This window comes from Streptomyces sp. NPDC048424 (genome assembly GCF_040651555.1).
In the GTDB taxonomy this organism is placed as follows: domain Bacteria; phylum Actinomycetota; class Actinomycetes; order Streptomycetales; family Streptomycetaceae; genus Streptomyces.
The window spans coordinates 50,397-74,312 of sequence record NZ_JBEZKE010000027.1 but is presented as its reverse complement, the minus strand read 5'-3'; the positions used below and the strand labels follow the sequence as shown (position 1 = coordinate 74,312).

Annotated in this window: 22 protein-coding genes; 11 read left to right on the top strand and 11 right to left on the bottom strand. The window is 70.6% G+C overall.

Annotated features, from left to right (window positions below):
* Nucleotides 1-64: 64 nt before the first annotated feature.
* From AB0D29_RS29935 to AB0D29_RS29905, 7 genes are all read right to left on the bottom strand, one after another.
* On the bottom strand, nucleotides 65-553 hold the full coding sequence (locus AB0D29_RS29935; protein WP_362858487.1) for a hypothetical protein: 489 nt from the start codon (nucleotides 551-553) through the stop codon (nucleotides 65-67).
* Nucleotides 554-726: 173 nt separating this feature from the next.
* On the bottom strand, nucleotides 727-2,145 hold the full coding sequence (locus AB0D29_RS29930) for an FAD-dependent oxidoreductase (protein WP_362858486.1): 1,419 nt from the start codon (nucleotides 2,143-2,145) through the stop codon (nucleotides 727-729).
* 23 nt (nucleotides 2,146-2,168) lie between these two features.
* Entirely contained in the window at nucleotides 2,169-2,975 is an 807-nt protein-coding gene (locus AB0D29_RS29925) for an ABC transporter permease (RefSeq protein ID WP_351288836.1), read from the bottom strand.
* A complete protein-coding gene (locus AB0D29_RS29920) occupies nucleotides 2,975-3,904 on the bottom strand; it encodes an ABC transporter permease (RefSeq protein WP_362858484.1) in 930 nt (309 codons plus the stop codon). Before AB0D29_RS29920 ends, AB0D29_RS29925 begins: the two co-directional genes overlap by 1 nt.
* Entirely contained in the window at nucleotides 3,901-5,049 is a 1,149-nt protein-coding gene (locus AB0D29_RS29915; RefSeq protein WP_362858482.1) for an ABC transporter ATP-binding protein, read from the bottom strand. Before AB0D29_RS29915 ends, AB0D29_RS29920 begins: the two co-directional genes overlap by 4 nt.
* A gap of 64 nt (nucleotides 5,050-5,113) precedes the next feature.
* Nucleotides 5,114-6,364: a spermidine/putrescine ABC transporter substrate-binding protein gene (locus AB0D29_RS29910; RefSeq protein ID WP_362858481.1), complete on the bottom strand. Its 1,251-nt coding sequence runs from the start codon at nucleotides 6,362-6,364 to the stop codon at nucleotides 5,114-5,116.
* A gap of 47 nt (nucleotides 6,365-6,411) precedes the next feature.
* Nucleotides 6,412-7,926 (bottom strand): gamma-aminobutyraldehyde dehydrogenase, encoded by a 1,515-nt coding sequence (locus AB0D29_RS29905; RefSeq protein ID WP_362858513.1) that lies wholly within the window; start codon nucleotides 7,924-7,926, stop codon nucleotides 6,412-6,414.
* A gap of 194 nt (nucleotides 7,927-8,120) precedes the next feature.
* Here AB0D29_RS29905 and AB0D29_RS29900 point away from each other — a divergent pair, with 194 nt between their 5' ends.
* Both AB0D29_RS29900 and AB0D29_RS29895 read left to right on the top strand, forming a co-directional pair.
* Nucleotides 8,121-8,675, top strand: a complete 555-nt coding sequence (locus tag AB0D29_RS29900; protein WP_362858479.1) for an NADAR family protein — start codon at nucleotides 8,121-8,123, stop codon at nucleotides 8,673-8,675.
* Between the two features lie 476 nt (nucleotides 8,676-9,151).
* Entirely contained in the window at nucleotides 9,152-10,759 is a 1,608-nt protein-coding gene (locus tag AB0D29_RS29895; RefSeq protein ID WP_362858477.1) for a TROVE domain-containing protein, read from the top strand.
* Nucleotides 10,760-10,844: 85 nt separating this feature from the next.
* Here the strand turns inward: AB0D29_RS29895 and AB0D29_RS29890 are convergent, their stop codons facing one another.
* The gene (locus AB0D29_RS29890; RefSeq protein WP_362858476.1) at nucleotides 10,845-11,549 is read right to left on the bottom strand and encodes a DUF4190 domain-containing protein; all 705 of its coding nucleotides are present in this window, start codon (nucleotides 11,547-11,549) and stop codon (nucleotides 10,845-10,847) included.
* A 110-nt stretch (nucleotides 11,550-11,659) separates the two neighbouring features.
* Here AB0D29_RS29890 and AB0D29_RS29885 point away from each other — a divergent pair, with 110 nt between their 5' ends.
* The 5 genes from AB0D29_RS29885 (at nucleotide 11,660) to AB0D29_RS29865 (ending at nucleotide 16,582) form a co-directional block, all read left to right on the top strand.
* A complete protein-coding gene (locus AB0D29_RS29885) occupies nucleotides 11,660-12,685 on the top strand; it encodes an adenosine deaminase (RefSeq protein ID WP_362858475.1) in 1,026 nt (341 codons plus the stop codon).
* 36 nt (nucleotides 12,686-12,721) lie between these two features.
* A complete protein-coding gene (locus AB0D29_RS29880) occupies nucleotides 12,722-13,411 on the top strand; it encodes a glycerophosphodiester phosphodiesterase (protein WP_362858474.1) in 690 nt (229 codons plus the stop codon).
* The gene (locus tag AB0D29_RS29875; protein ID WP_362858472.1) at nucleotides 13,411-14,574 is read left to right on the top strand and encodes a histidine kinase; all 1,164 of its coding nucleotides are present in this window, start codon (nucleotides 13,411-13,413) and stop codon (nucleotides 14,572-14,574) included. The genes AB0D29_RS29880 and AB0D29_RS29875 overlap by 1 nt, the downstream gene beginning before the upstream one ends.
* A complete protein-coding gene (locus AB0D29_RS29870; protein WP_362858471.1) occupies nucleotides 14,571-15,239 on the top strand; it encodes a response regulator transcription factor in 669 nt (222 codons plus the stop codon). The genes AB0D29_RS29875 and AB0D29_RS29870 overlap by 4 nt, the downstream gene beginning before the upstream one ends.
* Nucleotides 15,240-15,388: 149 nt before the next feature.
* Entirely contained in the window at nucleotides 15,389-16,582 is a 1,194-nt protein-coding gene (locus AB0D29_RS29865) for a serine hydrolase domain-containing protein (RefSeq protein ID WP_362858469.1), read from the top strand.
* An 18-nt stretch (nucleotides 16,583-16,600) separates the two neighbouring features.
* On the opposite strand, the gene AB0D29_RS29860 is transcribed toward AB0D29_RS29865, so the two are convergent.
* The 3 genes from AB0D29_RS29860 to AB0D29_RS29850 all read right to left on the bottom strand — a co-directional run bounded on the left by AB0D29_RS29860 (nucleotide 16,601) and on the right by AB0D29_RS29850 (nucleotide 19,853).
* The gene (locus AB0D29_RS29860; RefSeq protein ID WP_362858468.1) at nucleotides 16,601-17,065 is read right to left on the bottom strand and encodes a hypothetical protein; all 465 of its coding nucleotides are present in this window, start codon (nucleotides 17,063-17,065) and stop codon (nucleotides 16,601-16,603) included.
* A gap of 77 nt (nucleotides 17,066-17,142) precedes the next feature.
* The gene (locus AB0D29_RS29855) at nucleotides 17,143-18,321 is read right to left on the bottom strand and encodes a spermidine/putrescine ABC transporter substrate-binding protein (protein ID WP_362858467.1); all 1,179 of its coding nucleotides are present in this window, start codon (nucleotides 18,319-18,321) and stop codon (nucleotides 17,143-17,145) included.
* A gap of 92 nt (nucleotides 18,322-18,413) precedes the next feature.
* Nucleotides 18,414-19,853, bottom strand: a complete 1,440-nt coding sequence (locus AB0D29_RS29850; RefSeq protein ID WP_362858465.1) for a gamma-aminobutyraldehyde dehydrogenase — start codon at nucleotides 19,851-19,853, stop codon at nucleotides 18,414-18,416.
* A 168-nt stretch (nucleotides 19,854-20,021) separates the two neighbouring features.
* On the opposite strand from AB0D29_RS29850, the gene AB0D29_RS29845 reads away from it, so the two are divergent.
* The 4 genes from AB0D29_RS29845 (at nucleotide 20,022) to AB0D29_RS29830 (ending at nucleotide 23,906) form a co-directional block, all read left to right on the top strand.
* On the top strand, nucleotides 20,022-20,525 hold the full coding sequence (locus tag AB0D29_RS29845; RefSeq protein ID WP_007266859.1) for an Lrp/AsnC family transcriptional regulator: 504 nt from the start codon (nucleotides 20,022-20,024) through the stop codon (nucleotides 20,523-20,525).
* Nucleotides 20,510-21,889 carry an aspartate aminotransferase family protein gene (locus AB0D29_RS29840; RefSeq protein ID WP_362858464.1) on the top strand — a complete coding sequence of 460 codons (1,380 nt, stop codon included), beginning with the start codon at nucleotides 20,510-20,512 and terminating at the stop codon, nucleotides 21,887-21,889. The genes AB0D29_RS29845 and AB0D29_RS29840 overlap by 16 nt, the downstream gene beginning before the upstream one ends.
* A 203-nt stretch (nucleotides 21,890-22,092) precedes the next feature.
* Nucleotides 22,093-22,851 (top strand): ATP-binding cassette domain-containing protein, encoded by a 759-nt coding sequence (locus tag AB0D29_RS29835; protein ID WP_362858463.1) that lies wholly within the window; start codon nucleotides 22,093-22,095, stop codon nucleotides 22,849-22,851.
* On the top strand, nucleotides 22,833-23,906 hold the full coding sequence (locus tag AB0D29_RS29830) for a hypothetical protein (RefSeq protein ID WP_362858461.1): 1,074 nt from the start codon (nucleotides 22,833-22,835) through the stop codon (nucleotides 23,904-23,906). Before AB0D29_RS29835 ends, AB0D29_RS29830 begins: the two co-directional genes overlap by 19 nt.
* The last annotated feature ends 10 nt before the right edge of the window (nucleotides 23,907-23,916 follow it).

Here is a 23,916-nt window from a genome sequence, read left to right as displayed (position 1 = left end):
GGATGGAGTCAGGCTGTGGAAACGGGAACAGCGGCGCCCAAGATGGTCCAGACCAATGCCCTTGTCAAGACGTCCGGCCCTCCCCCTCCCCGGCCGGTGCCAGGGCGGACGCCGCGACCGTCGCCGCCGCCTCGTGCATCGCGAGCTCCAGCACGACCGGGTCGGTGAGGGTCCCCTCCCCGTCCGGGAGCACCGCCCAGCGCACCCCGCCGGTGGCCCGGCCGGGGTACGGAACGACGATCCAGGTCCCGCGCCCGGCCCCGCGCACCCCCGTGCCGATCCAGCGGGACGCGGTGCCCGCGGGCACGAAGAAGCCCGTCCGGGAGTCGCCGAAGTCGGCGAGGACCGGGCCGGGCCGGTCGATGATGAGCCGCAGTACGTCGAGGGTGATCTGCCCCAGGTCCCCGGGCAGGATGAGCACGTCCCACAGCCGGCCGGCGGGCAGCAGGGCGACCCCGAGGGGGTTGCGCTCCCACTCCCACCGGCAGGCATCGGGGTCCGGCGCCACCGATACCAGCCATTCCACTGCCGTCTTGGCCCCCGGGAACGTCATCGCCCGGCCTCCGTTCGTCTCGTGCGCGGTGAAGGGTTCTCACCGGGAGAGAGCGGGGCCGGGCGCGACTATGACGCGGGTTTCGTTACTCCATGGTAGTGAATCGGGTCACACGGTGACCGGCGGGTGTGCGCCGGGGCGCGTGCGCCCGGCCGCGTGCGTGATGCGTGCGTTCAGCTGTCGAAGCCGAGGCCGAAGCGGTCCAGCGTCCGGAGCCACAGGTTGCGGTGCCCGCCGCGGCGGTCGGCGCGGGCCAGTGACCACTTCGTGAGGGTGATCCCGGTCCAGGCGAAGGGCTCGGGCGGGAACGGCATCGGCTTGGACTTCACCATCTCCAGCCGCGTGCGCTCGGTGGAGAGCCCGTCCAGCAGGTCCAGCATCACCTCCGCGCCGAAGCGGGTGGCGCCCACCCCGAGCCCGGTGTAGCCGGCCGCGTAGGCCACCTTCCCGGAGTGCGCCGTGCCGAAGAAGGCGGAGAAGCGCGAGCAGGTGTCGATGGCGCCGCCCCAGGCGTGGCTGAACTTCAGATCCTCCAGCTGCGGGAAGGCGGTGAAGAAGTGCTCCGCGAGCTTGAGGTACGTCTCGGGGCGGTGGTCGTACTCGGAGTCGAGCCTGCCCCGGTAGGGGTAGATCGCGTCGTACCCGCCCCACAGGATCCGGTGGTCCTTGGTGATCCGGAAGTAGTGGAACTGGTTGGCGCTGTCGCCGAGCCCCTGCCGGTTCTTCCAGCCGATCGCGGCGAGCTGGGCCTCGTCCAGCGGCTCGCTCATCAGCGCGTAGTCGTAGACCGGAACCGTGAAGGGGCGGATCCGCTTGACCAGCGAGGGGAAGATGTTGGTGCCCAGGGCGACCCGGCGGGCGAGGATCGTGCCGTAGGGGGTCTGGACGGCCATCCCGGTCCCGACCGCGGACATCTTCAGGCCGCGGGTGTTCTCGTAGATCCGCACCCCGAGGTCGAGGCAGGCCTGCTTGAGACCCCAGGCCAGCTTCGCCGGATTGAGCATGGCGACGCCGTCGCGGTCCCAGAGGCCCGCGAGGAAGGTCGGCGAGTCGACCTCGGCCCGCAGTGCGTCGGCGTCCAGCCACTCGGAGCCGCCGGCCAGACCGAGGCGCTGCGCCTCCTCGTGGAGTTCGCGCAGCTCCTCCACCTGGTGGGGTTCGGTGGCGACGTCGATCTCGCCGGTCCGCTCGAAGTCGCAATCGATCCCGTAGCGGGCGACGGCCTCCTCGATGGCGTCGAGGTTGCGGGCGCCCAGCTCCTCCAGCTTGGCCAGCTCGTCGGGCCAGCGGGCGATCCCGTTGCCGAGTCCGTGGGTGAGGGAGGCGGCGCAGAAACCGCCGTTGCGCCCGGAGGCGGCCCAGCCCGCCTCCTTGCTCTCGATCAGTACGACGTCCCGCTCGGGGTCGCGCTCCTTGGCGATCAGCGCGGTCCACAGCCCGCTGTAGCCGCCGCCGATGACCAGCAGGTCACAGCGCTCGTCCGAGGTCAGCGCCGGCTGCGGCGCGGGCTTGCCGGGGTCGTCCAGCCAGTACGAGACCGGCTTCGCTTCGGAAAGGGATTTCGCAACACTACGCATGGCGACTGGGGCCATGGCTTCCAACTCCCTACAGGGGTCTACTTCGGTTGTGCCTTCTTGCGGCGGTTGCCGACCATCTGGCCGACGAGGACCACCAGCACCGCGATGACGAACATCGCCGTGCCGATGACGTTGATCTGCACAGGCGTACCGCGCTGGGCCGATCCCCACACGAACATGGGGAAGGTGACGGTGTTGCCCGAGTTGAAATTGGTGATGATGAAGTCGTCGAACGACAGCGCGAAGGAGAGCAGCGCGCCCGCCGCGATACCGGGAGCCGCGATCGGCAGCGTGACCCGTACGAAGGTCTGCACCGGGCCCGCGTAGAGGTCCCGGGCGGCCTCCTCCAGCCGCGGGTCCATGGACAGGACACGCGCCTTGACGGCGGCGACGACGAAGCTGAGGCAGAACATGATGTGGGCGATCAGGATCGTCCAGAAGCCCAGCTGGATGCCCATGTTGAGGAAGAGCGCGAGCAGCGAGGCCGCCATCACGATCTCGGGCATGGCCATGGGCAGGAAGATCAGCGAGTTGACCGCGGCGCGCCCCCGGAACCGGTAGCGGACCATCGCGAAGGCTATGGCGGTGCCCAGGGCGGTCGCGGCGAGGGTGGACCACAGGGCGATCTGGAGCGACAGCGAGAGCGAGCCGCACATGTCGGCGACCCCGCAGGGGTCCTTCCACGCGTCGAGCGAGAACTCCTGCCAGGCGTAGTTGAACCGCCCGGTGGGGTTGTTGAAGGAGAAGACGGTGACGACGACGTTCGGCAGGATCATGTACGCGAGCGTGCCGAGGCCCGCGATGACGACCAGATTGCGCCGCAGCCACGTGAGGGGATTGCGCATCAGACCAGGTCCTCCGTCCCCGCTCGGCGGATGTAGATGGTGACCATGATCAGCACGATGGCCATGAGGATGAAGGACAGCGCGGCCGCCGTCGGGTAGTCGAGGATCCGCAGGTACTGCGACTGGATGACGCTGCCGATCATCCGGGTGTCCGTGGAGCCGAGCAGTTCGGCGTTGACGTAGTCGCCGCTCGCCGGGATGAAGGTCAGCAGGGTCCCGGAGACCACGCCCGGCATGGAGAGCGGGAAGGTCACCTTCCGGAACACCGTGGCGGGGTGGGCGTACAGGTCCCCGGCCGCCTCGTGGAGGCGGGTGTCGATGCGCTCCAGCGAGGAGTACAGCGGCAGGATCATGAAGGGGAGGAAGTTGTACGCCAGACCGCAGACGACCGCGAGCGGCGTGGCCAGCACCCGGTCCCCCTCGGTCATGCCGAGCCAGCTGGTGACGTCGAGGAAGCCGATGTCGTTGAGGACGGCGACCACCGGGCCGCCGTCGGCCAGGATCGTCTTCCAGGCCAGCGTGCGGATCAGGAAGCTGGTGAAGAAGGGGGCGATGACCAGGACCAGCAGGAGGTTGCGCCAGCGGCCCGCCTTGAAGGCGATCAGGTAGGCCAGCGGGTACCCGAGCAGCAGGCACAGCGCGGTCGCGGTGCCGGCGTACAGCAGGGAGCGCAGGAACTGCGGGTAGTACTCGGTGAGCGCGTCCCAGTACGTCTGGACGTGCCAGGTGACCTGGAAGCCCTCTTCGAGGGAGCCGGTCTGCACCGAGGTGGAGGCCTGGTAGATCATCGGCAGCACGAAGAAGACGAGCAGCCACAGGATGCCCGGGAGCAGCAGCCAGTACGGGATCAGCCGCTTGCGCACGGACGGCTTGTGGACCGGTGGCTCGACCGGCGCGGGCGCCTGGGGCGGCGCCGCTGTGGTGGTCATGCGCTCTCCTCCACCGTCTCGATGCCGGCGTCGATGTCCTGGGCGGCGTCCAGACCGAAGGTGTGCTCCGGGTTCCAGTGCAGGATCACCTCGGCCCCCGGGACCAGGCGGCCGTCGCGCTCGATGTTCTGGGCGTACACCTCCAGCTCGGGGCAGACCTGGCTGTCGATGACGTACTGGGTGGAGACGCCGATGAAGGACGAGGCCGCGATCCGGCCGGCGATCTTGTTGCGGCCGGCCGCGATGGTGTCCTCGTCGTCGGCGTGGACCAGGGATATCTTCTCCGGGCGCACTCCGACCAGGAGCTTTCCGCCCGTGGTGGGCGTGGTGGCACAGCGCGCGGCGGGCAGCCGGAGCTTGCTGCCGGAGGCGGAGACCACGACGTCGGAGCCGGCCGACTCCACGTTCGCCTCGATGAGGTTCGAGGTGCCGAGGAAGTTGGCGACGAAGGTGGTGCCCGGGTTCTCGTACAGCTCGGCGGGGGCGCCCAGCTGCTCGACGCGGCCGCCGTTCATCACGGCGACCGTGTCGGCCATGGTCATGGCCTCCTCCTGGTCGTGCGTGACGTGCACGAAGGTGATGCCGACCTCGGTCTGGATCCGCTTGAGCTCCAGCTGCATCTGGCGGCGCAGCTTGAGGTCGAGGGCGCCGAGCGGCTCGTCGAGGAGCAGCACCTGCGGGTGGTTGATCAGGGCGCGGGCGACCGCGACGCGCTGCTGCTGGCCGCCGGAGAGCTGGTGCGGCTTGCGCTGGGCGAACTGACCGAGCTGGACGAGGTCCAGCATCTCGTCGACCTGCTTCTTGACCGACTTGATGCCGCGGCGGCGCAGTCCGAAGGCGATGTTCTCGTAGATGTTCAGGTGCGGGAACAGCGCGTAGCTCTGGAAGACCGTGTTGACCGGGCGCTTGTACGGCGGCAGGTCGGTGACCTCCCGGTCGCCGAGGTGGACCGTGCCGGTGGAGGGCTCCTCCAGGCCGGCGATCATGCGCAGGGTGGTGGTCTTCCCGCAGCCGGAGGCGCCGAGCAGGGCGAAGAAGGAGCCCTGGGGGATGGTGAGATCCAGCGGGTGCACGGCGGTGAAGGTGCCGTAGTGCTTGCTGATCCCGGAGAGGCGGACGTCGCCGCCCGCGGTCTTGTCAGTCATGGAGAGGTCCCGGGGGTGGGTGGGCGGAGCGGGCAAGGGAGGGTTCGCGGCGGGGCGCGTACGGCTACGCGCCGATGAGCTTGGCGAACTTCTCTTCGTACGCGGTCTCTTCCTCGCTGGTGAGGGAGCGGAAGGCGCGGGCCTTGGCGGCCATCGCCTTGTCCGGGACGATCAGGGGGTTGTCCGCGAGTTCGGGATCGATCTTGGCCAGCTCGTCCTTGACGCCCTCGACCGGGCAGACGTAGCTGATGAAGGCGGCCAGCTGGGCGGCGACCGCGGGCTCGTAGTAGTAGTCGATGAGCTTCTCCGCGTTGGCCTTGTGCCGGGCCTGGGCGGGGACCAGGAGGTTGTCGCTGGAGGTGATGTATCCGGGGGCCGGGATGGCGTACTTGATGTCCGGGTTGCCGGCCTGCAGCTGGATGACGTCGCCGGCCCAGGCGAGGCAGGCGGCGAGGTCGCCCTTGTCGAGGTCCGCCGTGTAGTCGTTGCCGGTGAAGCGGCGGATCTGCTTGGTGTCCACGCCCTTCTGCAGGCGGCCGATCGCCCCGTCGAAATCCGCGGTGGTGAAGTTGGCGGGGTCCTTGCCCTGGTCGAGCAGGGTCATGCCGACGCTGTCGCGCATCTCGGTGAGGAAGCCGACGCGGCCCTTGAGGGTGGGGTCGTCGAGCAGCTGGGTGACGGAGTCGACCTTCTTGCCGCCCGTCGCCTTCTCGTTGTAGGCGATGACGGTGTCGATGCCGGTCCAGGGGTAGCTGTACACCCGTCCCGGGTCCCAGTCCGGGGTGCGGAACTGCGGGATCAGGTTGGCGTAGGCGTGCGGGAGGTGCGAGGGGTCCAGCCGCTGCGCCCAGCCGAGCCGGATGATGCGGGCGGCGAGCCAGTCGGTGACGACGATCAGGTCGCGGCCGGTGTCCTGGCCGGCCGCGAGCTGCGGTCTGATCTTGCCGAAGAACTCGACGTTGTCGTTGATGTCCTCGGTGTACTTGACCTTGATCCCGGTCCGCTGGGTGAACTCCTCCAGCGTGGGACGGGACTTCTCGTCCTCGCTGGTGTCCATGTACTCGGTCCAGTTGGAGAAGTTGATCTCCTTCTCCTCGGCCGAGTGGTCGTCGGAGGCCACCGCCGCGTCCCCCGCGCGCTTGGCGGGCGGGATGCCGCACCCGGCGAGGGTGGCCAGGCCTCCGAGGGTGAGCGCTCCGACTCCGGAGGCGCGCAGCAGCGAGCGGCGGGTGAGGGCGCCGCGCCCACTGGTGAGGCTGCGCCGCATCGCGGCGAGTTGCGCCGCCGAGAGGCGGTCGGGCTCGAACTGCTCCATGCGCTGTGCCCTTTCGGGAGGTGTACCGCTGGTCGGGCGGTGGTTTCTTATCGGTCCCCGAAGATCGTGCGGTGCCAGTCCTTCGCGGCGACCGCAGTGTTGTCGTACATCACGTGCTTGACCTGCGTGTACTCCTCGAAGGAGTAGGCGGACATGTCCTTTCCGAAGCCGCTGGCCTTGTAGCCCCCGTGGGGCATCTCGCTGATGATCGGGATGTGGTCGTTGATCCAGACGCAGCCCGCCTGGATCTCACGGGTGGCGCGGTTCGCCCGGTAGAGGTCGCGGCTCCAGGCGGAGGCGGCGAGTCCGTACGGGGTGTCGTTGGCCAGCGCGATGCCCTCGTCGTCGCTGTCGAAGGGCAGGACCACGAGGACCGGGCCGAAGATCTCGGACTGGACCACCTCGCTGTCCTGGGCGGCGCCGGAGATGAGGGTGGGCCGGTAGTACGCGCCGTCGGCCAGCTCGCCCGCCGGGATCTCGCCGCCGGTGACGACGGTGGCGTAGCCGCGGGCCCGCTCGACGAAGCCGGCGACCCGGTCGCGCTGGGCGTGCGAGACCAGCGGGCCGAGGTCGGTGGTGGGCGCGAAGGGGTCGCCGAGGCGGACGGTCTCCATCAGCTCGGCCACCCGGGCGACGAAGGCGTCGTGGAGGGGGCGCTGCACGTAGGCGCGGGTGGCGGCGGTGCAGTCCTGGCCGGTGTTGATGAGGGAGGCGGCGACGGCGCCGTGCGCGGCGGCCTCCAGGTCGGCGTCGTCGAAGACGAGGAAGGGGGCCTTGCCGCCGAGCTCCAGGTGGAGCCGCTTGACGGTGGCGGTGGCGATCTCCGCGACCCGCTTGCCGACGGCGGTGGAGCCGGTGAAGGAGGTCATCACCACGTCGGGGTGGCCGACCAGGTGCTCGCCGGCCACGCGGCCGGCGCCGGTGACGATGTTGATCACGCCGTCGGGCAGGCCCGCCTCCTTGGCCGCCTGCGCGAACATCAGGGAGGTCAGCGGGGTGAGCTCGGCGGGCTTGAGGACGATCGTGTTGCCCGCGGCGATCGCCGGGAGGATCTTCCAGGCGGCCATCTGGAGCGGATAGTTCCAGGGCGCGATGGAGCCGACGACCCCGATGGCCTCGCGGCGTACGTAGGAGGTGTGGTCGCCCGAGTACTCGCCGGCGGCCTGCCCCTGCAGGTGGCGGGCGGCTCCCGCGAAGAAGGCGGTGTTGTCGATGGTCCCCGGGACGTCGAACTCCGTGGACAGCTTGATCGGCTTGCCGCACTGCAGGGACTCGGCGTACGCGAAGTCCTCGGCCTGCTCGGCCAGCACGGCGGCCAGCCGGTGCAGGGCGTCCGAACGCTCGCCGGGGGTGGCGCCGGACCATGCCGGGAAGGCACGCTTGGCAGCGGCGACCGCCGCGTCGACGTCCGCGGTACTCGCCAGTTCGTAGGTGAGGACCTCGTCGCCGGTCGCCGGATCGACCACCGTGTGTGACTGTCCGGAGGTGCCGGGCCTCAGCTGCCCGTCGATGTACTGCGCGCCGTCTGCGAAGCGGTCCTTGACCTGGAAGCGGTTGCCCATCACGCTCTCACGCTCTCCGTAGCTACAGTTCGAGCTACAGCTCGAATTGAGTGCCGATCCTGACAGAGGTGGTGCCCTCGGCCAAGTGATTCCGTTGTTGCCTTTTGATTACGCGACGGAATCGGTCGACCATGTGTCGAGGCACACCGAAAATCCCGTACGAAGTGTCAGTGGCGACTGCCAGACTCGCGTGCATGGAGATGATCGAGAACCTGATCAAGCAGGTCAGCCACGGTGAACGGGTGAAGTACCTGCCGTTCTGGGGGCACCGGCCGCTGCCCGACGGCAGGCTCGGTCCGAGCTGCCTGAGCCAGTGGTGGCCGTCCGCTTTCACTGTCGGTGACGTCCGTTATGCCACGGCCGAGCACTGGATGATGGCCGGCAAGGCCCGGCTCTTCGGGGACGCCGAGGGGGAGCGGGCCGCGCTGGCGGCGAAGAGCCCGGCGGAGGCGAAGAAGGCCGGGCGGCTCGTGCGCGGCTTCGACAACGCGATATGGGAGCGGGAGCGCTTCGCCCTGGTGGTGGAGGGCAGCGTGCACAAGTTCGCCTCCGACCCGGCGCTGCGCTCGTACCTGCTGGGCACCGGGAGCCGCGTGCTGGTGGAGGCGAGCCCGATGGACCGGATCTGGGGCATCGGACTGGCCGCCGACGACGAGCGCGCCCTGGATCCGGCGCGCTGGCGCGGGCTGAACCTGCTGGGCTTCGCCCTGATGGAGGCCCGGGAGCGGCTGCGCGGGGACGGCGCGTGACGGTCACGGTGTCCGCTCCGTAATTGCGTGGTGGATCGCGGCCCCGCCGCCTAACGTGATCCTTGTCCAGGTGCGAAGGCGAGACCTACTTCGACTCATAATCGGGCGGTCGCGGGTTCGAGTCCCGTCACCGGCATCATGCCGGTGTAGCTCAGCAGGCAGAGCACCTTGTGGTTTCGCCGACCTTGTTCTCTGGACACCTACGTCACGCACCTCCCGGTGCGCAGGCTGCGGCTCCTTCTTTTGCAGAGAACTCCAGGCCGCCGCCACCTTGATCTCGGGAGGCCGCGTGCGGGATGCCCGGTGCGCAGGCGACGGCTACTTCCGGATCAGGAGGTGGCGGGTTCGAATCCCGCCCGGCTCAGGCCGGTAGCTCAGCTGGACAGAGCACCTGACTTTGTCCGTCGCCGACCTCTGATCTCGGGCATCCCGCACGTCACGCCTCCCCGCTTCCTTTGAATTCGGGGGGATTCACCATGGCTCGTTTCAACCTGCGCGCGTCCAAGTCCGCGCCCACGCCGCCCGCTTCGTCCACGTCGCCGACGTCGCCCGTGCGCTCGGCCGGCCGTGCCCGCACCGGCCAGGGCGGCCCCGGACACCTGCGCGATCCCCGCTCCGAGCTGTTCCTGCTCGCCGTCGCCAACTTCGTGACGCAGCGCACCGCGTACGAGAGCGGCGAGGCCCGCGACGACCGGTTCGCCGCGCTCGTGCGCACCCTCGCCGTCGAGGATCCCGCGTGGACGGCCGGCCTGCTGGGCTGGCTCCGCGGCGACGCGAACATGCGCACCGCCTCCCTCGTCGGCGCCGCCGAGTACGTCAAGGCCCGGCTCGACGCGGGCGCCACCGACGGGCCTTCGAACCGTCAGGTCGTGGATCGCGTACTGCGGCGCGCGGACGAGCCCGGTGAGCTGCTGGCCTACTGGACGGCGACGTACGGCCGGGCCGTGCCCAAGCCCGTCAAGCGCGGCATCGCCGACGCCGTGCGCCGGCTCTACTCCGGCACCTCGCTGCTGAAGTACGACACGGATTCCAAGGCCTACCGCTTCGGTGACGTCCTCAACCTCGTGCACGCCTCGCCCGACCCGGCCAAGCCCTGGCAGGGCGAGCTGTTCCGCTACGCCCTCGACCGCCGGCACAACCCGGACGGCGCGCAGGTCCCGGCCGGCAACCGCACCCTCACCGCGCACCGGGCGCTGATGGAGCTGCCCGTCTCCGAGCGGCGTGGTGTGGTCCTCGCCCCGGACGGCGCGGAGCGGCTCGCGGAGGCGGGCATGACCTGGGAGGCGCTGGCCGGCTGGCTGCAGGGGCCGATGGACGCGGCCGCCTGGGAGGCGGTCATCCCGTCGATGGGTGCGATGGCGCTGCTGCGCAACCTGCGCAACTTCGACCAGGCCGGGGTCTCGGACGCGGTGGCCGCGCAGGTCGCGGCGAGGATCTCCGACCCGGAAGTCGTCGCCCGGTCCCGGCAGTTCCCCTTCCGCTACCTTGCCGCTCATCAGCACGCCCCCTCGCTGCGCTGGGCGTACCCGCTGGAGCGGGCGCTCGGCCACTCGTTGGCCAACGTACCGGCGCTGCCCGGCCGGACGCTGGTCCTCGTCGACCGGTCCGGGTCGATGTGGTCCCCGCTCTCGGACCGCTCGAAGCTCAACCGGGCGGATGCGGCGGCCGTGTTCGGCGCGGCGGTGGCCCTGCGGGCCGAGCACGCCGACCTGGTCCAGTTCGGCACGACGAGCAAGGCCGTCCGGTACGGCCGGGGCGAGTCCGTGCTGAAGGTGCTGGAGCGCTTCGGGGACCTCGGCGGCACCTACACGGCCCAGGCCGTGCGGGAGCACTACCGGGGCCACGACCGGGTGCTGATCGTCACCGACGAGCAGGCCGCCTCGTACGGCCACGGCGGCGATCCGACGGCGGAGGTGCCGGCCGCGGTTCCGGTCTACACCTGGAACCTGGCCGGCTACCGGGTCGGGCACGCGCCGTCCGGCGGCGGGAACCGGCACACCTTCGGCGGGCTCACCGACGCGGCCTTCCGGATGGTGCCCCTGATCGAGGACGGCCGGAACGCGGACTGGCCCTGGGCCTCCTGAGCCGGTTCCGCGTCTCGGGGGCCGGGTCTCCGGGCCCGGGTCTCCGGGCCCGGGTCTCCGGGCCCCGAGGCACCGGGCCCCCTGGTCAGACCTTCTCGTGGACCTGGGAGTTGTCGTACGGGCTGTCGTACGGGGAATCGTCGATCGGCCCCAGGTCCATGAAACTGGCGAACACGGCCAGGAGTATCAGCACGCCCAGCAGAATGCCCACCGCGCCCAGGATGATGCCCGCGAGCGCCATCCCGCCGTTGTCGGCCTCGCCGCGGTTCGCCTTGCCCTTGCCGAGGGCGCCGAAGACGACCGCGGCGATCCCGATGGCCACGCCCGCGAAGCTCAGGAAGCAGCCGAGGACCGAGATGATGCCGAGGACGAGCGCGGCGATGCCGAAGCCGTTGCTGGGCTGCGTCCCGTACGGCGCGTAGGAGCCGGGGTACCCCTGCGGGCCGCCCGGGTATCCCTGCGGGCCCGGGTAGCCCTGGTACCCGCCGGGGCCGGGGTAGCCCGCGTCGCCCGGGTATCCGTAACCGGGCTGGACCGGATATCCGTACCCCGCGGACGCGGGGCCGGCCGGCGGCGCGGCCGGGGCGGGCGCCGGCTCCGGCGTCGGAGCGGTCGGCGGCAGCTGGTCTCCCGGCATTCCGGCGAGCGTCGGCTGGTCGTGCACGGACGGCGGGCCCGACACGCCGGGCGTGCCGTTGGTGTCCTGCGTGCCCTGCGGCTTGCCCAGCTCCACCGCGGGCCGCTCCGGCGGCGCCCACGGGTCACGCGGCTCGGGACTGCTGTCGTTCATACGGCGCCCCCCTCTCGTACAGCCATGCTAAGCGCTGCCACCGACAGTCACGGGCCTGCCTACGATGAATCCCGACCTGCCCGCAACCGCGTCCTCCCGGAGGCAACCCCATGACCGACCTGCACCCCTTCATCGCGGGGCTGCCCAAGGCCGAACTCCACGTCCACCACGTCGGCTCGGCATCCCCGCGCATCGTGGCCGAGCTCGCCTCCCGGCACCCCGACTCGAAGGTCCCCACGGACCCCGAGGCCCTCGCCGACTACTTCACCTTCACCGACTTCGCCCACTTCATCGAGGTCTACCTGTCGGTCGTCGACCTGGTCCGCACCCCGGACGACGTACGCACCCTCACCTTCGAAGTCGCCCGTGACATGGCCCGGCAGAACATCCGCTACGCCGAGCTGACCATCACGCCGTACTCCTCCACCCGCCGCGGCATCGACGAGCGGGCCTTCATGGAGGCCATCGAGGACGCCCGCAAGGCCGCCGAGGCCGAACTCGGCGTCATCCTGCGCTGGTGCTTCGACATCCCCGGCGAGGCAGGCCTCGAAGCCGCCGCCGAGACCGCCCGGCTCGCCGTCGACCTGCGCCCCGAGGGCCTGGTCTCCTTCGGCCTGGGCGGGCCCGAGATCGGCGTCCCGCGCCCGCAGTTCAAGCCGTACTTCGACGCGGCGCGCGCCGCCGGCCTGCACAGCGTGCCGCACGCGGGCGAGACCACCGGTCCGGAGACCATCTGGGACGCCATCCGCGAGCTGGGCGCCGTGCGCATCGGCCACGGCACCAGCTCCACCCAGGACCCGGAGCTCCTCGCGTACCTCGCCGAGCACCGCATCGCGCTGGAGGTCTGCCCGACCTCCAACATCGCCACCCGCGCGGTCACCGACCTCGACCAGCACCCCGTCAAGGAGATGGTCGCGGCGGGCGTCCTCGTCACCATCAACAGCGACGACCCGCCGATGTTCGGATCCGACCTCAACAACGAGTACGCGGTGGCCGCCCGTCTCCTGGACCTCGACGAGCGCGGTCTCGCTCAGCTCGCGAAGAACGCCGTCGAGGCCTCCTTCCTGGACCCGGCCGGCAAGGCGCGGATCATCGCGGAGATCGACGCGTACACCGCCGAATGGCTGGCGCGCTGACGTCCAATTGACGTCCGCGGCACGGAGAATGGGGACATGCGCACCCTGACTGCCGTCGGCCACCGCGGCGATCCCTACCGTGTCCGTGAGAACACCCTGCCCTCGATCCGCTCCGCCTTCGCCCGCGGGGCGGACGCGGTCGAGATCGACGTACGGCTGACCCGTGACGGGGTGCCGGTCCTGCTCCACGACGACACGCTCCAGCGGCTGTGGGGTCATGACGTGCGCCTCGGCGACGTCACGGCCCCACAGCTCAAGGAGCTGACGGAGGGCGCCGTTCCCACGCTGCGCGACGCCCTGATGGCCGCGGGGGCGGGGCGGCTGATGCTCGACCTCCCGGGTGCCACGTCCGAGTCGGTACGCACGGTGGTGGGCCTCGTCCGCGAGTGCGGCGCGCGCGAGCGGACCTACTACTGCGCGGGACCCGACTCGATGCTGGCGGTCCGCGCCGCCGATCCGGGCGCGGAGATCGCGCTGACCTGGACCACGCTGTCGCCGCCGCGGCGGGTGCTGATCGACGCCGTGGCGCCGCGCTGGCTCAACTACCGCTTCGGGCTGGTGAGCCGGGAGCTGACGGACGCGCTCCACCGGGACGGCCTGCTGGTATCGGCTTGGACCGCGGACACCAAGTACGCGATGAAGCGGCTGGTCAAGGCGGGGGTCGACGCGGTCACCACGAACCGGGTGGACGTTCTCGCGCGCGTTCGGGCCGAGTCCGGACGGTGATGCGCGAGCTTGCCGAGCGGGTCCGTCGGGCGGATCCGCGCTGGCAGGACGCGGGGCTGATGCTGCTGGTGCAGGTGGCGACGACGATCCCGTTCGTCGTGCCGCGGGACCCGGGCGAATCGCCGGCCGACTGGCCGGCGTACCTGCTGACCACGCTGATCAACGTGCCGCTGGTCTGGCGCCGGCGGGCTCCGGTGTGGGTGATGTTCGGCGTGTTGGCGGCGGGATCGGTGTACCGGCTCTCGCTGGACGGCCCCGGGCAGCCCCTTCCGTACGCGGCGCTGATCTCCGTCTACACGATCGCGCTGATCTGTGCGCCGCGGGTGCGGCTCGTGATGTGGGTGATCGTGACGGTGGCCATCGTGGGCTCCGTGGCGCTCAACACCACGACGGCCAGGGAGTTGCTGTTCTCGCTGTTCGTCTTCGGGGCGGCGATCGCGCTGGGCCGGCTGCAGGCGACCCGGCAGGCGTACACGGCAGCCGTCGAGGACCGGGCGGCGCAGCTGGAGCGGGCGAACCGGATCGAGGCGGAGCAGGCGGCGGCGCGCGAACGGACCCGGATCGCACGGGAGATGCACGACATCCTCTCGCACGCCGTCAGCATCATGATCGTGCAGGCGGAGGCCGGGCCGGTGGCGGTGCGCAGGGCGCCGGAGCGGGCGGAGGCGGCCTTCGAGGCGATCGCCGAGACCGGGCGGGACGCGATGGCGCAGCTGCGCACGATGCTGGGGGTGCTCCGTACGGACGAGGCGGCTCCGCGTGCGCCGCAGCCCGGGATCGGGGCGCTGCCGACGCTCCTGGACCGGGTGCGGGCCGGCGGGATCCGGGTGTCGTACGAGCGGTCGGGCGAGGTGCGCGAGCTCGCGGCCGCGCTGGAGGCGACGGTGCACCGGGTGGTGCAGGAGGCGCTGACGAACGTGGTGAAGCACGCCGGCGCCTCGGTGGTGGAGGTCCGGCTGGAGTACGGGGAGCGGACGCTCACCGTTGCGGTGACGGACGACGGCCGGGGGCCCGGGCCGGGCTCGGGCGGGCACGGTCTGATCGGGATCCGGGAGCGGGCGGCGGCGCACGGCGGGACGGCGCGGACGGGTCCGGGGCCGGACGGGCGCGGGTTCTCGGTGCGGGTCGTCCTTGTAACCTCGCCGCTGGAGGTGGGGAGTTGACGATCCGTGTGGTGGTGGCCGACGACCAGGAGCTGGTGCGGAGCGGGTTCGCGATGATCCTGGACGTCCAGGAGGACATCGAGGTCGTGGCGGAGGTGGGGGACGGCGCGGCGGCGGTGGAGGCGGTGGCCCGGCTCGCGCCGGACGTCGCGCTGCTGGACGTCCGGATGCCGGTGCTGGACGGGATCGAGGCGTGCCGGACGATCTCGGCGCGCAGCGCCTGCCGGACGGTGATGCTGACGACCTTCGATTCGGACGAGTACGTGTACGAGGCGCTGCACGCGGGGGCGAGCGGGTTCCTGCTGAAGGACGTGCGGCGGGACGATCTGGTGCACGCGGTACGGGTGGTGGCGGCGGGCGAGTCCCTGCTGGCGCCTTCGGTGGCGCGGCGGCTGATCGAGGAGTACACGGCGGCGACGGCGCGGCGCTCCCTTCCGGCGGACCGGCTGGAGGTGCTGACGGCGCGGGAGCGGGAGACGCTGCTGCACCTGGGGCGGGGGCTGTCGAACGCGGAGATCGCGGCGGCGCTGGTGGTGAGCGAGCACACGGTGAAGTCGCACGTGGGGAACGTGCTGGCGAAGCTGGGGCTGCGGGACCGGATCCAGGCGGTGATCTGCGCGTACGAGACGGGCCTGATCGCGGCGGGTGCTCCCTCTGGGGAGTGAGGGGACGGCGTGTCGCCTCCCCCGCGCCGGGTAGTTGTCGTACCGGTGAAGACCCCTCCCGGGGGTGATCCGCAACTACCCCTCTGACCTGGAGCATTGAGGTCATCGGGGCAGACGGTCCCGGTGACTCACTGGGGGAGCACACCACCATGAACGCACGAACGCGCACGCTGATCGCCGCCGCTCTGGTCCTGGGGATCGCGTCCGGTCCGGCCGTCGCCCAGGCCGCCCCGGCGTCGGCGCCGATCTCCTCTGCGAGGGTCGCCCCGGAGATCGCGACGCCGCCGGACGCGGCCGCGCTGGAGAAGGCGATCGCGGGGCTGGGGCCGGAGCACAGGGACGCGACCGCCGCGCTGGTCCGCGTGGGCGGCAGGAGCGGCAGCTGGCAGGGGAGTTCCGGTGTCGCCGATGTACGTACGGGCCGCGGGGCCCTGGAGCAGGGCCGGTTCCGGGCGGGGTCGGTGACCAAGACCTTCACCTCGGCGGTGGTGCTCCAGCTGGCTGCCGAGGGCTCGGTGGATCTGGACCGTCCGGTGCAGGAGTACCTGCCGGGTCTGCTGCCGGCGACGTTCAAGCCGGTCAGCGTCCGGCAGTTGCTCACCTACACGAGCGGCATCCAGCCGGCCGACGGCCCCGGCGATTCCTTCTCGGATGCGTACGCCCACCGGTTCGACGTGGGCGATCCGCACGCCCTGATCGCCAACGCGGTCGCGAAGGGGCCCGAGTTCGACCCCGGGACCAGGCAGCACTACCTCAACATCGACTACACGATCCTGGGCGTACTGATCGAGAAGGTGACGGGCACCTCGTACGAGAAGGCCCTGACCACCCGGATATTCAAGCCCCTCGGCCTGCGTCACACCTCGCTGCCGAGTCCTGCGCAGACACGCATACCGGGTCCGCACAACCGCGGCTACCAGGCGGTGCCGCGGGCCGACGGCGGCCGGACGCTGGTCGATGTGACCGAGTGGGGTTCCTCCCGGGAGTGGGCCGCCGGCGACCTCATATCGACGACGGCCGACCTGGAGCGCTTCACCACGGCCCTGTTCGCCGGGCGGCTCGTGCCGAAGGCCCAGCTGGAGGAGATGTTCACGGTGCCGGCGGTGGTGGACTTCACCACCGGGGCCCCTGCCGAACTGACGGCCGGGATGAAGCGGTTCGTCCTGCCCGACGGCACGGTGGCCTGGGGTAAGACGGGCGGCCGGCACGGCTACAACACCGCGATCGGCGGGACCCGCGACCTGTCCCGCACGCTCGTGTACTCGGTGAACTCCACCGACGCCAAGGGCCAGGACATGAACAAGGTGGCCTTCGACATCGTGATGGCGGCCTTCGCGAAGTAGGAGCCCGGCTGGGCCCGGCTAGGCGGGCATCGCCTCAAGGCGCTTGATCATGCGGCGGAGCACCAGCAGGGGGATGACCCCGAAGACGCCGAACGACATGTCGATGACGCTCCACCAGATGGGGATGCCCCGGATCGGGCCGCAGATCAGGGCCAGGGGTATCACTCCGGCGCAGGCGATCATGCCGGCTTCGACGATCCAGATGTTGCGTACGGGGTCGCGGTGGACCCCGTAGAAGAAGACGGCGATGACGAGGTGGGCGAAGGCGAGCCAGTCGGTTCCGTAGAGGAGGAAGGGGTAGTCGGCATCGGCCCGGTCCAGGCCCTCGCCCACCCGCCGCACCCAGTCGTTGTCCACGAGGGAGTTGAGCCAGTGGAGTTCGGTGACCAGGGGGAAGGCGGTGAGGCCGCTGAGCACCAGGCAGATGAGGAACAGGGTCAACCAGGCACGGATCCGCCGCTGAAGGGCGCTTCTCTCGCTCATGAGAGTAAGCCTACGGAGGTTTCTGAACACGTTCAGCCAAATTGCTGAACGCGTTCAGTTCTGTGGCCGGACCGTGATCAAAGCCCGACGATCGCGTTCCAGCGCCTCGCGAGGGAGCGGCGCTCCGCCGAGGAGATGTCGCGGGACACCACGAGCCGCTTGCGCATGTCGTCGTCCGGGAAGATCAGCGGGTTCTCGGCCAGTTCGGCGGTCTCTTTGTCGTCGGAGCCGGCCAGGACCTCCCGGGCGGCCGGGACCGGGCAGACGTAGTTGACGGAGGCGGCCAGTGACGCGGCCACCGCCGGGTCGTAGTAGTAGTCGATCAGGGCCTCGGCATTGGCCTTGTGGCGGGCCAGGTTGGGGACGAGCAGGCTCTCCGCCCAGAGTTCGGCCCCCTCCTCGGGGACCACGAACTCGATGTCCGGGTTGTCGGCCTGGAGCTGGATGGCATCACCGGAGTAGGCCTGGCAGGCGAGGACATCGCCCTTGCTCAGATCGGAGGTGTAGTCGTTGCCGGTGAAGCGGCGGATGTGCTTCTTCTTCACCATGCTCTCGACCTGGTCGCACATCCGGTGGAAGTCGGACTCGGTCCAGCGGGTGACGTCCACGCCGTTGCCCTGCATCAGCAGGGAGAAGGACTCGTCGAGGCCGGAGAAGAGGGTGACGCGGCCCGCCAGGTCCGGGTGCCAGAGGTCCTTGACCGACTTGATCTCCCGGCCCAGGGCCTTGCGGTTGTACGCGATGCCGGTGATCCCCGACTGCCAGGGCACGGTGTGCAGCCGGCCCTCGTCGAAGGCGGGGGAACGCAGTTGCGGGTCGAGGTGCCGGGAGACGTTGGGCTGCGCCGAGCGGTCCAGCTTCTGGGCCCAGCCCAGGTGGACGAAGCGGGCGGCCATCCAGTCGCTGACCACGACCAGGTCGTGGCCGGTCTCCTGGTGGTTCATCAGGGCCGGGCTGACCTTGCCGAAGAACTCGTCGTTGTCGTTGATCTCCTCGGTGTACCGGACCTCGATGCCGGTCTGCTCCGAGAAGGCCTCCAGCGTCGGCCGGCGCTCCTCGTCCTCCTCGTCGGTGTCGATGTAGAGCGGCCAGTTGGAGAAGGCGACGCTCCGGTCCCGCTCGGACCGGTCCGGTCCCGTACGCCGTTCCTCGGATACGTAGGCGGCCGGCACACCACAGCCGACGAGGGCGGCCGACAGGCCCGCGGCACCGAGGCCGTACAGCGCCGCACGGCGGGAGAAGGCGAGTTCAGGCATGGGCACAGCCTCGGGGAACGCGGAAGGGCGGGCAATAGACATGTTGTCTACTGCCCGCCCCATCAACGCTGTGCTGTGATCGATGCGGCCGATCAGCCGTCGAGCGAGGTCATCACGTGCTTGATGCGCGTGTAGTCCTCGAAGCCGTAGGCGGAGAGGTCCTTGCCGTAGCCGGACTTCTTGAAGCCGCCGTGCGGCATCTCGGCGACGAGCGGGATGTGGGTGTTGATCCACACGCAGCCGAAGTCGAGGTTCTTGGACATCCGCATCGCGCGGCCGTGGTTCTTGGTCCACACCGAGGAGGCGAGGGCGAACTCGACGCCGTTCGCGTACTCCAGGGCCTGGGCCTCGTCCGTGAAGGACTGGACGGTGATGACGGGGCCGAAGACCTCGTTCTGGATGATCTCGTCGTCCTGCTTGAGGCCGGAGACCACGGTCGGGGCGTAGAAGAAGCCCTTGTCGCCGACCCGGTGGCCACCCGCCTCGACCTTGGCGTGGGCGGGGAGGCGCTCGATGAAGCCCGCGACCTGCTTGAGCTGGTTCGGGTTGTTCAGCGGGCCGTACAGCACGTCCTCGTCGTCCGGCTGGCCGGTCTTCGTGTCCGTGGCGGCCTTGGCGAGCGCGGCCACGAACTCGTCGTGGATCGACTCGTGCACGAGCACGCGGGTGGCGGCGGTGCAGTCCTGGCCGGCGTTGAAGTAGCCGGCGACCGCGATGTCCTCGACGGCCTTCGGGATGTCGGCGTCCTCGAAGACCACGACCGGGGCCTTGCCGCCGAGCTCCAGGTGGACGCGCTTGACGTCCTTGGAGGCGCTCTCGGCGACCTGCATGCCGGCGCGCACCGAGCCGGTGATGGAGGCCATCGCCGGGGTGGAGTGCTCGACCATGGCCTTGCCGGTCTCGCGGTCGCCGCAGACGACGTTGAAGACGCCCTTGGGCAGGACCGAGTCGATGATCTCCGCCATCAGGACGGTGGAGGCCGGGGTGGTGTCCGAGGGCTTGAGCACGACGGTGTTGCCCGCGGCGATGGCCGGGGCGAACTTCCACACGGCCATCATCATCGGGTAGTTCCACGGCGCGACCTGGGCGCAGACGCCGACCGGCTCACGGCGGACGATCGAGGTCATCCCCTCCATGTACTCGCCGGCCGAGCGGCCCTCCAGCAGACGGGCGGCGCCGGCGAAGAAGCGGATCTGGTCCACCATCGGCGGCAGCTCCTCGCTGGCCGTGAGGCCCAGCGGCTTGCCGGTGTTCTCCGACTCCGCGGCGACGAGCTCGTCCGCGCGCGCCTCGAAGGCGTCCGCGATCTTCAGCAGCGCCTTCTGACGCTCGGCGGGGGTGGTGTCGCGCCAGCCCGGGAAGGCCGCCGCGGCGGCGGCCATGGCGGCGTCGACGTCGGCCTGGCCCGAGAGCGGGGCCGTGGCGTACGCCTCGCCGGTGGCCGGGTTGACCACCTCGGTGGTCCGCCCGTCGGCGGCGTCCTTGAACTCCCCGCCGATGTAGTTGCGCAGACGACGCAGTTCGGTGGTCACTACAGCCACACTCCTGATCACATGTCCAACGATTGAGACAAAAGCCAAGCCTAGCCCCTAGGCGGAGGCTTTCGACAGACCCAGAGGCCACCAACTACGAAATCAGTGAGATCCGAGTGTCCAAACAACGGATTTCATCGATTCCGTCTTGCGGAACAGACGACCCTCGTGCACAGTGAGGTCGTGGTCAGTCGAAGCGCAGATTCCAGGAACAGACAACCGTCCCCTTCGGTCGATGCTGTGTCCCTGGCGATCATCGAGCAACTGCAGGAGGACGGCCGCCGTCCCTACGCATCGATCGGCAAGGCCGTCGGCCTCTCCGAAGCTGCCGTGCGCCAGCGCGTGCAGAAGCTGCTCGACCAGGGCGTCATGCAGATCGTCGCCGTCACCGACCCGCTCACCGTGGGTCTGCGACGCCAGGCCATGGTCGGCATCAACGTCGAGGGCGACCTCGACCCGGTGGCCGATGCGCTGACCGCCATGGCCGAGTGCGAGTACGTGGTGATGACCGCCGGGTCGTTCGACCTGATGGTGGAGATCGTCTGCGAGGACGACGACCACCTGCTCGAAACGATCAACAAGAAGATCCGCACGCTCCCCGGCGTGCGATCAACCGAAAGCTTCGTTTACCTGAAGCTGAAGAAGCAGACCTACATGTGGGGAACCCGATAACCGTGAGCCAGGACCTCTCCAAGACCGCGTACGACCACCTGTGGATGCACTTCACCCGCATGTCGTCCTACGAGAACTCCCCCGTCCCCACCATCGTCCGGGGCGAGGGCACCTACATCTGGGACGACAAGGGCAAGCGCTACCTCGACGGCCTCGCCGGCCTGTTCGTGGTCAACGCCGGTCACGGCCGCAAGGAACTGGCCGAGGTCGCGTACAAGCAGGCCCAGGAACTCGCGTTCTTCCCCATCTGGTCGTACGCGCACCCCAAGGCCGTCGAGCTCGCCGAGCGCCTCGCCCACTACGCCCCCGGCGACCTGAACAAGGTCTTCTTCACCACCGGTGGCGGCGAGGCCGTCGAGACCGCCTGGAAGCTCGCCAAGCAGTACTTCAAGCTGCAGGGCAAGCACACCAAGTACAAGGTCATCTCGCGTGCGGTCGCCTACCACGGCACCCCGCAGGGCGCCCTGTCCATCACCGGCCTGCCGGCCCTGAAGGCCCCCTTCGAGCCGCTGGTCCCCGGCGCGCACAAGGTGCCGAACACCAACATCTACCGCGCCCCGATCTTCGGCGACGACCCGGAGGCCTACGGCCGCTGGTGCGCCGACCAAATCGAGCAGGAGATCCTCTTCGAGGGCGCCGACACCGTCGCCGCCGTCTTCCTGGAGCCGGTGCAGAACGCCGGCGGCTGCTTCCCGCCGCCGCCCGGGTACTTCCAGCGGGTCCGCGAGATCTGCGACGAGTACGACGTCCTGCTCGTCTCCGACGAGACGATCTGCGCGTTCGGCCGTCTGGGCACGATGTTCGCCTGTGACAAGTTCGACTACGTGCCGGACATGATCACCTGTGCCAAGGGCATGACCTCGGGCTACTCCCCGATCGGCGCCTGCATCATCTCCGACCGCCTCGCGGAGCCGTTCTACAAGGGCGACAACACCTTCCTGCACGGCTACACCTTCGGCGGCCACCCGGTCTCCTCGGCGGTCGCGCTGGCCAACCTCGACATCTTCGACAAGGAAGGCCTCAACCAGCACGTGCTGGACAACGAGGGCGCCTTCTTCTCGACGCTGAAGAAGCTGCACGACCTGCCGATCGTCGGCGACGTCCGCGGCAACGGCTACTTCTACGGCATCGAGCTCGTCAAGGACAAGGAGACCAAGGAGTCCTTCACGGACGAGGAGACGGAGCGCGTGCTCTACGGCTTCCTCTCCAAGGCGCTCTTCGAGAACGGCCTCTACTGCCGGGCCGACGACCGCGGTGACCCGGTCATCCAGCTCGCGCCGCCGCTGATCGCGGACCAGGGCACCTTCGACGAGATCGAGGGCATCCTGCGCTCGGTGCTCACCGAGGCGTGGACGAAGCTGTAAACAGGCCCGCCCGGCCGGCCCGGATGTGAATCGTCCGAGGCCGCAATAGTCCGATCACATGGCCCGGATCCCCCGTTCGAGTGAGAACGCGGGGGTTCGGGCCGTGTGCTGTCACCATCCAAGACGTTCATCTCTTTACATCTCAGTGCGGCGCCAGTGACCGAACCGGCTCCGCTTCGTTCCCCCGGACGGAGGTGTACGCCATGGTGGCTCCACCGGACAATGCCCCGCCTGACAACGACGTCCTCTGGGCGCGGTCCCTTCAGTACTCCCACGACGCGGACCCCGCCCTCGTCGGGGTCTCCGTGGGAGTCCGCCAGGGCGAGATCCTGGCCCTGACCGGTCCCCGCGGCAGCGGCAAGACCACCCTGCTCCGCTGCCTGTCCGGGCAGCTGCGGCCCGAGCAGGGCGAGGTCTGGTTCAACAGCGTCCCCGTGCACACCATGGGCGCGCTGGCCCGCGAACGGCTGCGCCGCGACCGCTTCGGCTGGATCGGCCCCGAGCCGCAGCTGCTGCCCGAGCTGAAGGTCTGGGAGAACGCCGCCCTGCCTCTGCTCCTCGCCGGCACCTCCCACCGCGCCGCCAAGCACGCCGCCTGCGAATGGCTGGACCGCCTCGACATCGGCGGTTTCGCCCGCAAGCGCCCCGCTTCCCTCACCCGGGCCGAGTGCCAGCGGGTCGCCCTGGCCCGCGCCCTGGTCAACGAGCCCGCGGTGATCTTCGCCGACGAGCCCACGGCCCCGCTGCACCGCGCCGAGCGGGCCCTGCTGCTCCGGACCCTCACCACCGCGGCCCGCTCCCACGAGGTCACCGTGCTGCTGGCCACCCACGACGAGGCCACCGCGGCCGTCGCGGACCGCCGGCTGGCCCTGATCGACGGCCGTCTCGCGGGGGCCGCGGCCGTCTCCTCCCCCGCCGACGACACCCCGGAGGGCCAGGCCGCGTGCTCGCTCTCCGCCTAGCCCGCGGTTCCCGGCCGCTCGTCCAGCTGCGGCGGCTCCTCGTCGCCGCCGCCTCGGCCGGGACCGGGTTCCTGCTGCTCTCCGTACTCGCCGGGGCCGTGGCCCGGCCCGCCGGATCGTTCCCTCGCCTGCTGTGGGCCCTGATCCCTGTGGCCGTCACCGTCCACTTCGCCGTGGCCGTGGCCCGCGCCGACCCGGCGAACCGCCCCCGCGCGGGCCTCGACGCGGTCGGGCCGGGACCCGTACGGCTCGTCCTCGTCTCCGCGATCTCCACCGCCGTCGCCTGCACCCTGGGCAGCGCCCTGGCCCTGGCCGCCTTCCTGCACCTGCGCGGGGACCTGGCCGGACTGCCGTTCGACGGAGCCGGGGCCACGCTGCTCCACGCCGACCAGCCGCTGCCCGTGGCGGCCGCCCTCACCCTGCTGGCGCTGGTCCCGCTGGCCGCCGCGGCCGCCACCGCCCTCGCCCTGCGCCCGCACCGGCCGCTCGCCCCGCAGACCGGCCTGCCCTGGGGGATCGCGCTGACCGCCTGCGGGTTCGCCGCCGAGGCCTACGCGGGCCGGAGCGGCCCCGGGATGCTCGCCGGCTGGTCACTGACCGCGATCGGCCTCGCCCTCGCCGGGCCCGGGTTCGCCTACGCCTCCGGGAGCCTGGTCCAGGCCGTGCGCCCGGGTGCGCTGCGGCTGCTGGCCGGGCGGGTCCTCCAGGAGGAGGCCCCCCGGATCGGCCCGCCGCTCGGCGTGCTGTGCTCGGTCGGCGCCGGCGCCCTCACCGCCGTGGCCCTGCGCGGGCAGGGCGGGCCGCTCGTCCCGCTGGGCCCGCTGACCGGGCCGGCCGCCGCGCTGGTGACCCTGTGCGCGGCCGCGACCCTTCTCACATCCGCGGTGGAGGCGCGCCGCAGCCGGGGCGCCGCGCGGGAGGCCCTGCTCGACCTGGGCGCACCCGCCAAGGCCCTGCGTACGGCGGCGAGTCTGCGGGCCGGCGCGCTCGTGGCGGTGTGCGTTCCGCTCAGCTGGGGTGTGGCGCAGCTGACGTCGCTGGCACTGACCCGCTGACGCGAGCAGC

Bases quoted from the DNA above. Each gene is read 5' to 3' on its own strand.
- AB0D29_RS29865 (WP_362858469.1), top strand. From the start codon at position 15,389: ATGAACGCACGAACGCGCACGCTGATCGCCGCCGCTCTGGTCCTGGGG.
- AB0D29_RS29915 (WP_362858482.1), bottom strand. From the start codon at position 5,049: ATGACTGACAAGACCGCGGGCGGCGACGTCCGCCTCTCCGGGATCAGC.
- AB0D29_RS29910 (WP_362858481.1), bottom strand. From the start codon at position 6,364: ATGGAGCAGTTCGAGCCCGACCGCCTCTCGGCGGCGCAACTCGCCGCG.
- AB0D29_RS29855 (WP_362858467.1), bottom strand. From the start codon at position 18,321: ATGCCTGAACTCGCCTTCTCCCGCCGTGCGGCGCTGTACGGCCTCGGT.
- AB0D29_RS29885 (WP_362858475.1), top strand. From the start codon at position 11,660: ATGACCGACCTGCACCCCTTCATCGCGGGGCTGCCCAAGGCCGAACTC.
- AB0D29_RS29835 (WP_362858463.1), top strand. From the start codon at position 22,093: ATGGTGGCTCCACCGGACAATGCCCCGCCTGACAACGACGTCCTCTGG.
- AB0D29_RS29925 (WP_351288836.1), bottom strand. From the start codon at position 2,975: ATGCGCAATCCCCTCACGTGGCTGCGGCGCAATCTGGTCGTCATCGCG.
- AB0D29_RS29860 (WP_362858468.1), bottom strand. From the start codon at position 17,065: ATGAGCGAGAGAAGCGCCCTTCAGCGGCGGATCCGTGCCTGGTTGACC.
- AB0D29_RS29920 (WP_362858484.1), bottom strand. From the start codon at position 3,904: ATGACCACCACAGCGGCGCCGCCCCAGGCGCCCGCGCCGGTCGAGCCA.
- AB0D29_RS29900 (WP_362858479.1), top strand. From the start codon at position 8,121: ATGGAGATGATCGAGAACCTGATCAAGCAGGTCAGCCACGGTGAACGG.
- AB0D29_RS29875 (WP_362858472.1), top strand. From the start codon at position 13,411: ATGCGCGAGCTTGCCGAGCGGGTCCGTCGGGCGGATCCGCGCTGGCAG.
- AB0D29_RS29895 (WP_362858477.1), top strand. From the start codon at position 9,152: ATGGCTCGTTTCAACCTGCGCGCGTCCAAGTCCGCGCCCACGCCGCCC.
- AB0D29_RS29890 (WP_362858476.1), bottom strand. From the start codon at position 11,549: ATGAACGACAGCAGTCCCGAGCCGCGTGACCCGTGGGCGCCGCCGGAG.
- AB0D29_RS29930 (WP_362858486.1), bottom strand. From the start codon at position 2,145: ATGGCCCCAGTCGCCATGCGTAGTGTTGCGAAATCCCTTTCCGAAGCG.
- AB0D29_RS29935 (WP_362858487.1), bottom strand. From the start codon at position 553: ATGACGTTCCCGGGGGCCAAGACGGCAGTGGAATGGCTGGTATCGGTG.
- AB0D29_RS29880 (WP_362858474.1), top strand. From the start codon at position 12,722: ATGCGCACCCTGACTGCCGTCGGCCACCGCGGCGATCCCTACCGTGTC.
- AB0D29_RS29905 (WP_362858513.1), bottom strand. From the start codon at position 7,926: ATGGGCAACCGCTTCCAGGTCAAGGACCGCTTCGCAGACGGCGCGCAG.